We start from the raw sequence: 9,963 nt of genomic DNA, 5'->3' as shown, positions 1-9,963 counted from the left end.
GTTACCTGATTTCTTTTTTCTATGACTCCACAGAGACAGGCTGGTTACATGTTCAAGAAGCTACGCGGCATTTTTTCTAATGATCTTTCGATCGATTTGGGTACAGCAAATACGCTAATTTACGTCCGTGAAGAAGGCATTGTGCTAAACGAACCTTCGGTGGTTGCTATCCGTGGTGAGCGCACGGGTTCAGGTCAAAAGTCGGTTGCGGCCGTCGGTACTGAAGCAAAGCAGATGCTAGGTCGTACTCCTGGGAACATTCAAGCCATTCGTCCAATGAAAGATGGCGTTATTGCCGACTTTTATGTCACTGAAAAAATGCTACAGCATTTCATCAAGCAAGTTCATAACAACAGCGTATTCCGCCCAAGCCCTCGCGTATTAGTATGTGTGCCTGTTGGCGCAACACAAGTTGAACGCCGTGCGATCCGTGAATCAGCCATGGGCGCAGGTGCTCGTGAAGTTTATTTGATTGAAGAGCCTATGGCGGCGGCAATCGGTGCAGGTCTACCCGTTTCTGAAGCAACGGGTTCTATGGTTGTCGATATCGGTGGTGGTACTACAGAAGTTGCGATTATCTCGCTAAACGGTGTGGTTTATTCATCGTCTGTTCGCATCGGTGGTGACAAGTTTGATGACGCGATCATCAACTATGTGCGTCGTAACTACGGTAGCTTGATTGGTGAAGCGACAGCCGAGCGTATCAAGCACACAATCGGTACTGCATATCCTGGCGATGAAGTATTAGAAATTGAAGTACGCGGTCGTAATCTTGCGGAAGGTGTACCACGTAGTTTTACCCTGAACAGCAACGAAATTTTAGAAGCATTGCAAGAGCCACTATCTGGCATCGTCAGTGCGGTTATGGTGGCACTAGAGCAGTCTCCTCCAGAGTTGGCGTCAGATATCTCTGAGCGCGGCATGGTGTTGACTGGTGGTGGCGCCTTGATCCGTGATCTTGACCGTCTACTAATGCAAGAGACTGGCATTCCTGTGATGATCGCAGATGATCCATTGACTTGTGTGGCACGCGGTGGTGGTAGAGCTTTAGAGATGATCGATATGCACGGCGGCGACCTGTTCTCTGAAGAAAACTAACCACGGTTAAAAAGGGCGGTGTTTAACCGCCCTAGTTTGTTATGAAGCCTATTTTTGTTCGCGGTATTTCCAATCAATTTAGACTCATGCTGGCAGTGATTATGTCAGTGATTCTGCTTGTCGCTAACGACAGGCTAGAGCCTGTGCGTAACTCTCTCTCCTCACTGTTAAGCCCATTGCAATATGTGGCAAACATTCCCGGCGCTCTGCTCGATCTCTCCGCCGAAAGCTTAGCGACGCGCAACATGTTGGCTAAGCAAAATAAAGAGTTATTGCGTCATCAACTTCTGATGAGCGAACGTTTACAGCGTTTTGAACATCTGCGCCAAGAGAACGATCGCTTACGTAGCCTACTCGGTTCTCCAGTGCATATGGACGCTAAGAAGGTGGTTGCTGAGGTGATGGAAGTGGCGAGCGATCCTTTTCATCAATATGTGGTACTAAACCACGGTGCACGTAGCGGTGTATTTGTTGGCCAACCTGTGGTCGACGCCCAAGGTGTCGTCGGTCAGGTGGTGCAGGTCAGCGAGCTAACCAGCCGAGTATTATTGTTATCGGATGCTTCCCATGGCATTCCTGTTAGGATCACCCGTAACGATGTGCGCCTAATGGCAGTCGGAACAGGTGTGCTTGATGAGCTAGAGATGAGACATGTCGCCAAGAGTACCGATGTGCGTGTTGGCGATCTATTGGTTTCTTCGGGTCTAGGTAAGCGCTTTCCTGAAGGCTATCCCGTGGCCCGTGTTATGAGTGTCGAAAAAGATGACGGACAGAGCTACGCCACAGTGGTCGCTCAGCCGTTAGCCGCACTAGATAGAATTCGTTACCTGTTATTACTATGGCCTGATATTGAGTCTGACGGCAAAGATCTTACCCCTCCAAAGGGGGTTGAAGAAGCCCTGAAGGCGAGTCAGGAGGTCGCACAATGAGTTTACATGTGGCAAATGGCCGATGGGTCGTTTGGCTAAGCCTATTGGTGGCAATGTTGTTCCAAATTATGCCGCTGCCAGATATGGTAGAGGCTTGGCGTCCAAGTTGGTTGCTGCTCGTCATTATCTATTGGGCGATGGCATTGCCTCATCGCTACAATATTTTGACCGCTTGGGTACTCGGGGTGATGCTCGATATTCTGCTTGGGGCAACCTTAGGCATTCGCGCATTCGCGATGTCGGTGGTTGTGTATGTGGTGGTACTGCATTTTCAGCGGTTACGTAACTTCCCAATGTGGCAGCAGGCGCTATTGGTGGCTATGTTGGTCGCGCTCTATAACCTAGTGGTATTTTGGGTGCAGTTTGTAACTGGTAGTGCTGTGTTCGATGTTAGTTTGTTCTATCCAGCATTTTCGAGTCTAGTGATGTGGCCATGGATCTTTTGGGTCTTACGCCGAGTAAGACGTCTGTATAAGGTTCGATAGTCCACTATTTATTTGCTTTCCTTGGCTGACACTAGTGAGTGTCATTTTCGACCGCGTTAGCCTAGTTAGAATCATAGAAAGGTACTGTGTATGAAGTTAGTACTTGCTTCGGGCTCGCCTCGTCGTAAAGAGTTGTTAAGCCAGTTAGCTTTTTTAAATACTAAAGCAGATGTGCCATTCGAGTTTGAAATATTAGCGGCCGATATCGATGAGAGCCATAAGCACGGTGAGTCTGCTGACACATTTGTGCTGCGTTTAGCGCAAGAGAAAGCCCTGGCAGGTCTTGCCTTGTTTGGTACAGACAAACAAGCAGTGGTGTTGGGGTCAGACACCATAGTGGTACAGGGTGAGACGATTTTAGGTAAGCCTAAAGATGAAGCCGATGCGGCGGCGATCTTGGCGAGTCTCTCGGGTCAGTCGCATCGAGTGATGACCGCTGTTGCGCTAACCGATGGCATTAAAACCGTCAGCCGTCTAGTGACCACTAAGGTACAATTTTGCGAGTTAACTCAAGCCGATATACTTAGTTATATCGCGACGGGTGAGCCGATGGATAAAGCCGGAGCCTACGGGATCCAAGGGCTGGGTGGAAATTTTGTTGAAGCTATCGAGGGCAGTTATTCCGCGGTAGTTGGGTTACCTTTGGTAGAAACCCGTGCGTTGTTGTGTGAGATGCAAGTTTTATAGCCATAAAAATCAGTAAAAACAGGCTTTAATTGCCAAGCTATAGACTATCGTTCATCGCAGACTCTAACTGGCAGTATTGGCTCTTTGCCCAATATTGCCAGATCACAAGCTACGCCAAATCCTTTTTAAATTAAGCTATTTCCCTGAGTGGGGTGAGTTGTGAGTAGAAGTCGAATCGCGCAAAACCGAGGACAGAGAAAGATAGGCTCTGAACTCTTAATCAATGTAACACCTACAGAAGCTCGAGTAGCATTAGTGGAGCACGGTGTTCTGCAAGAGGTTCATATCGAACGACGCATGAAGCGTGGTTTGGTGGGCAACATTTATAAGGGCAAAGTGAGCCGTGTACTGCCCGGTATGCAGGCCGCCTTTGTCGATATTGGTTTAGATAAGGCCGCATTTTTACACGCCTCGGATATCGTGCCCCATACCGAGTGTGTCGCCGATGTTGAGAAAGGCAACTTTGTGGTGCGCGATATTGCCGAGCTAGTGAGGCAGGGGCAAGACATCATGGTGCAGGTGGTTAAAGATCCATTGGGTACCAAGGGCGCACGCTTAACTACAGATATTACCCTTCCTTCGCGTTATTTAGTATTCATGCCTGGCTCTAGCCATGTTGGTGTTTCGCAGCGTATCGAGTCTGAGGAGGTTCGCGCACGGCTCAAGAAGATCACTCAACCCTTTGTCGACGATGACGGTGGGTTTATTATTCGCACCGCTGCAGAGAGTGCTGGTGAAGATGAGTTAGTGCAGGACGCCGGATTTTTAAGACGAGTCTGGGCCAAAGTCAGCGAACGTCGTAAGCGTCGCGGTGTCTCTCTACTGTATCAAGATCTTGCCTTACCTGTGCGTATCGTACGCGACTTTGTGGGTACCGAGCTGGATCAGATTCAGGTTGACTCTAACCAGACTTACGAAGAGCTGCAGCAGTTTGCCCAAGAGTTTATGCCGGAGATTGCCGATAAGCTCGAGCATTACACCGGTCCCGTGCCGATTTTCGATCTCTATGATGTCGAGAATGAGGTGCAGCGCGCGCTTGGGCGTAAGGTTGAGCTAAAATCCGGTGGCTATCTGATCATCGATCAGACCGAGGCGATGACCACGGTCGATATCAATACCGGCGCCTTTGTAGGGCATCGTAATCTAGAAGAAACGATTTTCAATATCAACCTCGAAGCGACTCACGCGATTGCTCGTCAGTTACGCCTGCGTAATTTAGGTGGGATCATCATTATCGATTTTATCGATATGCTAAACGCCGAGCATAAGAAGCGAGTGCTAGCCAGTCTAGAAAGTGCGCTTTCGAAAGATAGAGTCAAGACCAATATTAGCGGTTTCTCAGGCTTAGGCTTAGTGGAGATGACCCGTAAACGCACTCGTGAGAGTCTTGAGCATGTGCTTTGCGGCGAGTGTCCTGTTTGCTTAGGCACAGGCAATCTAAAAACCGTAGAAACGGTTTCCTACGAGATCTTCCGCGAGATTATTCGTCTCAATCGTGGTTACGATGCCGATGAGTTTTTGCTGTACTGCTCGCCAGCTGTCTATCAAAGCCTTAAAGGGGACGAGAGTCACCTATTGGGCGAACTTGAAGTCTATATAGGTAAGCGAGTACGGCTACAGAATGAACCTATGTATGCACAGAACAAATTCGACGTGGTGATAATGTAGTGCCACCAGAAACTTGTTCGCCAAAAAAGCGTACCTTTAATTTCACTCGTGCTTGCGGGCAGTTCCTAGCTATGGTGCTAGTGCTCTTCGCCTTGATGGTCAGCCTGTTTCGCGGGCTGCTGCCCCAGCTTGATCAAGTGCGCATGGAACTTGTCGCTTTCGTCAAAGCCGAGTACCAGGTCGAAGTTGAAGTTGGCCAGCTTGCCGCAGAATGGCAAGCCTATGGTCCAGCCTTGACGGTCAAAAATTTTGTCTTACCGGCACAGGAAAACCTGCCAGTCACTCTGCTATTTAATCGAGTGCATGTGAAGCTGGATTTTTGGCAGACGCTGATCACCGCGACACCGCAAATTGAAGATGTCATCTTCGATGGCGTAAACGTAGCTTTAGATCTCGACCAGTTAAAGGCGATGACGCCGCGAAACGCAGATGCCAAGCTGCAAACTGACTGGCTTTATAAATTGCTGCTAGAGCAGCTTGAGCGCTTCTCAATCACAGATGCTAGGTTTCAGCTGTTGAGCCGAGAGCATGACTATCGCCCCATCTTCATTAAAGATATGAAATGGCGCAATATCGATAATCGCCACCGAGGCGAGGGCAAGTTATTCCTCGATGCCGAGGCTTCTGAAGTTGAGCAACTGGCACTCAGCGTCGACGTTAACGGAAATGGTAATCGCCCCGAGTCACTGGTTGGACAGTTTTACTTAGCCGCGCGCTCCCTCGATATTGGTGAGTGGGCGTCGAGGCAGCCTAACCCCTTCGATACCAGCAAGAGATTACCACTAGAAGGGGTGGTTAACCTGCAGGCATGGGCTGGCTTTTCAAACCGAAGCATTGATGGTGTTACCGTTGAGTTTCAACCGAGCTGGCTAGAGTGGTTCCTCAATGATGAGCCACAGCAGTTTACCATCGAGTCGGGGGCTATGACTTGGCATCCCAACGAGCAGGGCTGGAGCTTAGCCAGTCACGATCTTAACTTCTCAACCAATGGCCACCCTTGGCCGACGGCTGAGCTTTATGCCAGACAAAACGAGCAAGGGGTCGATGCCAGCCTTAACCAGCTTGAGCTGAGCATGTTGCTGCCGCTATTGCCTCTTATTCCTGATGTGGAACTCGATGCGCTGAATAACTGGCAGTCTCTTAAGCCGGCCGGCAAGCTTACCCAGCTACGAGCCCATTGGGATAGCCTGCTCAAACAGCCTAAAGTCGCACTTAACCTACAGCAGGTCGGTTGGCAGGCGAGTGGCGCTGTTCCGGGCGTAAAGCCCATAGATGCTAAGCTGGAACTCGATGATGAGTCTCTGTATTTTGCACTGCCAGCACAGCAGTATACAGTCGATTTTAATGGCGGCTTCGCCGCGCCAATTACGTTGCAAGGCGATGGGTTTGCAGGTGACTTTAATTTTTCAGACTTAGCGCTGACGTTACCTAAGGTGCATTTTAGCAACGCAGATTTAGACATTGATGCGGGTCTACGTTTAGAGTTTAGCGATGCGGTACATATGGCACTACTGGCCAATGTCGATATCAATGATGTTGCCCATGTTCACAGCTATTTTCCGCTTAAAGGCATGAGTAGTTCCTTGGTCAGTTATCTTACCGAGGCGCTCAAGGCTGGCAAGACTGATGATGCGGTCGTGGTATGGCATGGGGCATTTACGGATTATCCTTACGCCCTGCATGACGGTATTTTCCAGGCTGGCTTTACCCTGTCCGATGCCACGTTTGAGTTTCAGGACACTTGGCCCGCCGTTGATGAGCTCAACCTATCGGCGCTATTTGAAAACGCTGCCATGGATCTTTGGGTTAACCGAGGTCAGCTGCTCGATGTCAAAGCCGATGGCGCCTATATTGGTATTCCAGCCTTAGGTGAAAAGAGCTTGCTGAGTGTTAAAGCCGATCTCGCTACTACAGCGGAAGCCGCCAATGAGGTGATCCAAAAGTCACCGTTGGTGGACTCTGTGGGAGCCACCCTCGATGTGGTGCAAATTGCTGGCGATATCACAGGTCAGATCGATTTATCGATCCCGCTTTATGATGGTGAGTCAGAGGTGATTAAAGGTACGGTTAACTTTAATGATACGCCTGTGTACATCACCGAACCGGGGATCCAGCTAGAAAAGCTCACTGGCCAAGTGCAGTTTATCAATGATGTCGTCACCGGGACAAATCTTAACGCCTTAATGTATGAGCAGCCGCTGCAGTTTAGCTTTAATACCGAAAGCATGAATCAAAACTATGGCGTCGATGTCACCCTTAACGGTCAGTGGCAGCTTGCTGATCTGCCCGAGGAATTACATAACCCTCTCAGTGATTATTATTCAGGCCAAGTCGATTGGAATGGCGAACTGATGCTGATCTTCGATCCACTGGGCTATCAGGTTCAGGCGCGAGTGGAAACCGATCTTGTGGGGGCAGAGCTTAAGCTGCCGGCGCCATTAGGCAAGAAACAGGATGAGGCTAAGCATTTAGTCGCAGAGCTGATCGGCGATAACAAGCAGGCCTCATTAGGGGTTAAGCTGGATAAGCAGCTGGAATTTTGGGGCGGCTTCGATGCCAACTCGGGGAATTCACTTGCTCACTTCGATCTACTCTTAGGGCGCTTATTTAAGCCTGGAGATCAGTTACGTAAGCACCAAGGCCACCTGCAGATCGAGCTTGATAACACCGAGTTTTCGCCTTGGCTGCCGATTATTCAAAGCTTTGTCAGTCAAAGTGATGCTGCAGTGCTACCAGCCGATGAGACTCAGTTAGAGCAAAAGTCGCTTTTCCCGCCCTTGGTATCTATTGACGCCAAGTTTAATAAGCTAGATTTTATGGGACAGCCGCTAGAAGAAATGCATTTTGCTGCTGCGCCTACCGAGCATGCTTGGCGCTTCGATGTCACATCCCAGCAGTTTGATGGACGCATCGACTTCTATCCCAATTGGGTCGATCAGGGATTAAAAGTGGTGGCGAGTAAATTCCATATGGCCCCCGAGATGCGCAGTGAAGAGAATGCTCATTATAAGTCAGATACCATCATGGCTAACCTGCCGCCATTGGCGATAGATGTGGATGATTTCTCACTCTATGGGCGCTCATTAGGTCACTTAGTGCTGCAGGGGACTCCAAAAGGGGAGTCATATCAGATCCAGACGGTATCTATGACGACACCTAATGTAGAGTTGAAAGGTACTGGCGCTTGGGACATGAGTGAAGGCAAGAACTTAACCTCATTTAAGCTCTCGTTAGACGCCGATAAGTTTGATTACTTATCCGAGCAGCTAGGTATCGATCCAGGGCTGAAGAATGCACCGACCGAAGTAAAGGCCGAGATATCTTGGATTGGCGCGCCCTATGCGTTCTCGTTAGAGACACTCAATGGCGATGTCAGTTTTCAATTGGGTAAAGGCCACCTGTCAGAAGTCAGTGACAAGGGCGCACGGATCTTCTCACTCTTTAGTTTGGACTCGCTATTAAGAAAACTGTCATTGGACTTTTCCGATGTCTTCGGCAAAGGCCTCTACTTTGACTCTTTTTACGGCACGTTAAAGCTTGATAATGGCGTGGTGAAAACCACCGATACCGAGATGAAAGCCGTTGCTGGCGATATGCGCGTTCGTGGCTATACCGACCTAACCACCGAGAGCTTGAATTACGATATTCGCTTCGTGCCGCAGTTGGCCTCTAGCGTACCCACGGTTGTATTGCTCAGCACTGGCGGTTGGACCTTCGGCTTGGGGGCATTTGCACTGACTAAGGTGCTCGAGCCTGTGATTGAGGTGATCTCTGAGATCCGCTTTAGGCTAACAGGCACCATGTCAGAGCCGAAGCTTGAAGAGCTAGAGCGTAAGAGTAAAGAGATTGAGATCCCTGAATCTGTGCTACCGAAGAAGGTCACGGAACCTGAAACACAACAGGAGCCAATGGGGCCACAAGTCATAGGGCAAACTACCACCGACGTGAGTATTCAGGCAGATCCTAAGAATAAGATTAACTCTAAGGCAGAAACAGCAGAAGGTGTGCAAGCATCAGCAGTGGAGCTAAAGGTTGCCACTCCACCAAATACTGATTTTGTCGATAGTAGCAAGGAGCCTGCGAGGCTAACCCTGATAGAGGGTAAACCAAGTGAGCAAGCTAAGCAGAGTGAGCCAGCTGAAGCCCAAGTTGAGTCATCATCAAGGCCACAGCTAGATGAGAGAAAAGAGGGAGAGTTAGATGCAAGTCAGCCTACTGCAATGTCAAAGCAGCCGCAGCGTTTCGGACAACCTAGCGTTTATCGAATCGCAGCTTAGCCAGCTCTCCCGTCAAGCGGATGAGCCACAGCTGGTGGTGCTGCCGGAATGTTGTCTGCTCTTTGGCGGGCATGAAAGCCAACAACTGCAATATGCCACCGATGCGGAGCAAAGCCCGCTCAAACAAGCACTAGCCGAGCTCGCTAAACACTATCGAGTTGTGATGGTGGCGGGGAGCATTCCTATTTTGGCCGAAGATGGCCGTGTCTATAATCGCTGTTATGTATTCGATACCGATGGTAGCGTATTAGGCCAGTACGATAAGCTACACCTATTCGATGTCGAGGTGACCGATGGCACCAAGCAGTATCGAGAGAGCGATGCCTTTTGCCCTGGTAAGCAGATAGTCGTGGTCGATACCCCGATGGGTAAGTTGGGACTGGCGATCTGCTATGACATTCGCTTCCCGGATCTTTTCAGGGCGCTGCGCGAGGCGGGTGCCGAATTGATCGCCGTGCCAGCCGCATTTACTAAGGTGACTGGCGAGGCGCACTGGCAGGTGTTATTGCAGGCAAGGGCTATCGAAACCCAGTGCTTCATTTTAGGCGCTGCCCAGTGGGGACAACATAATCAGGGTAGCCGAGAGACCTGGGGGCAAAGTATGATAGTCAGTCCGTGGGGAGAGGTTATTGCACAGAAGCAACAACAGACGGGTTGGCTACAAGCCGAAGTGGATCTGCAAAGCCTGCAAAGGATCCGCGCTAAAATGCCAGTGATGACCCATAATCGATTTGTATCACCAAGGCTAAAATAGGCTAGAAATTCAGGGTAAACTGAGATTCTCATCGAGAGTGTTCGAGTTGCCGCAGTACTTTATTG

The 9,963-nt window shown here is 49.7% G+C and carries 7 protein-coding genes; all 7 read left to right on the top strand.

The features are described 5' to 3' along the window. Positions 1 to 48: 48 nt before the first annotated feature. The 7 genes from L1D44_RS10535 to L1D44_RS10505 all read left to right on the top strand — a co-directional run bounded on the left by L1D44_RS10535 (position 49) and on the right by L1D44_RS10505 (position 9,898). A complete protein-coding gene (locus tag L1D44_RS10535) occupies positions 49 to 1,098 on the top strand; it encodes a rod shape-determining protein (RefSeq protein ID WP_220767051.1) in 1,050 nt (349 codons plus the stop codon). A 41-nt stretch (positions 1,099 to 1,139) separates the two neighbouring features. Next, entirely contained in the window at positions 1,140 to 2,027 is an 888-nt protein-coding gene (gene mreC, locus L1D44_RS10530) for a rod shape-determining protein MreC (protein ID WP_239890453.1), read from the top strand. Further along, positions 2,024 to 2,512 (top strand): rod shape-determining protein MreD, encoded by a 489-nt coding sequence (gene mreD, locus L1D44_RS10525; RefSeq protein ID WP_220767053.1) that lies wholly within the window; start codon positions 2,024 to 2,026, stop codon positions 2,510 to 2,512. The genes mreC and mreD overlap by 4 nt, the downstream gene beginning before the upstream one ends. A gap of 90 nt (positions 2,513 to 2,602) precedes the next feature. After that, positions 2,603 to 3,199, top strand: a complete 597-nt coding sequence (locus L1D44_RS10520; protein WP_239890451.1) for a Maf family protein — start codon at positions 2,603 to 2,605, stop codon at positions 3,197 to 3,199. Positions 3,200 to 3,358: 159 nt separating this feature from the next. Continuing rightward, the gene (rng, locus tag L1D44_RS10515) at positions 3,359 to 4,867 is read left to right on the top strand and encodes a ribonuclease G (RefSeq protein WP_239890450.1); all 1,509 of its coding nucleotides are present in this window, start codon (positions 3,359 to 3,361) and stop codon (positions 4,865 to 4,867) included. Next, positions 4,867 to 9,144: a YhdP family protein gene (locus L1D44_RS10510; protein ID WP_239890449.1), complete on the top strand. Its 4,278-nt coding sequence runs from the start codon at positions 4,867 to 4,869 to the stop codon at positions 9,142 to 9,144. Before rng ends, L1D44_RS10510 begins: the two co-directional genes overlap by 1 nt. Further along, entirely contained in the window at positions 9,068 to 9,898 is an 831-nt protein-coding gene (locus L1D44_RS10505) for a carbon-nitrogen hydrolase family protein (RefSeq protein WP_239890447.1), read from the top strand. Before L1D44_RS10510 ends, L1D44_RS10505 begins: the two co-directional genes overlap by 77 nt. Positions 9,899 to 9,963: the final 65 nt, after the last annotated feature.

The organism is Shewanella sp. Isolate13, assembly GCF_022398325.1.
Classification (GTDB): Bacteria; Pseudomonadota; Gammaproteobacteria; order Enterobacterales; family Shewanellaceae; genus Shewanella.
This window is presented reverse-complemented; position numbering and strand designations above follow the sequence as displayed.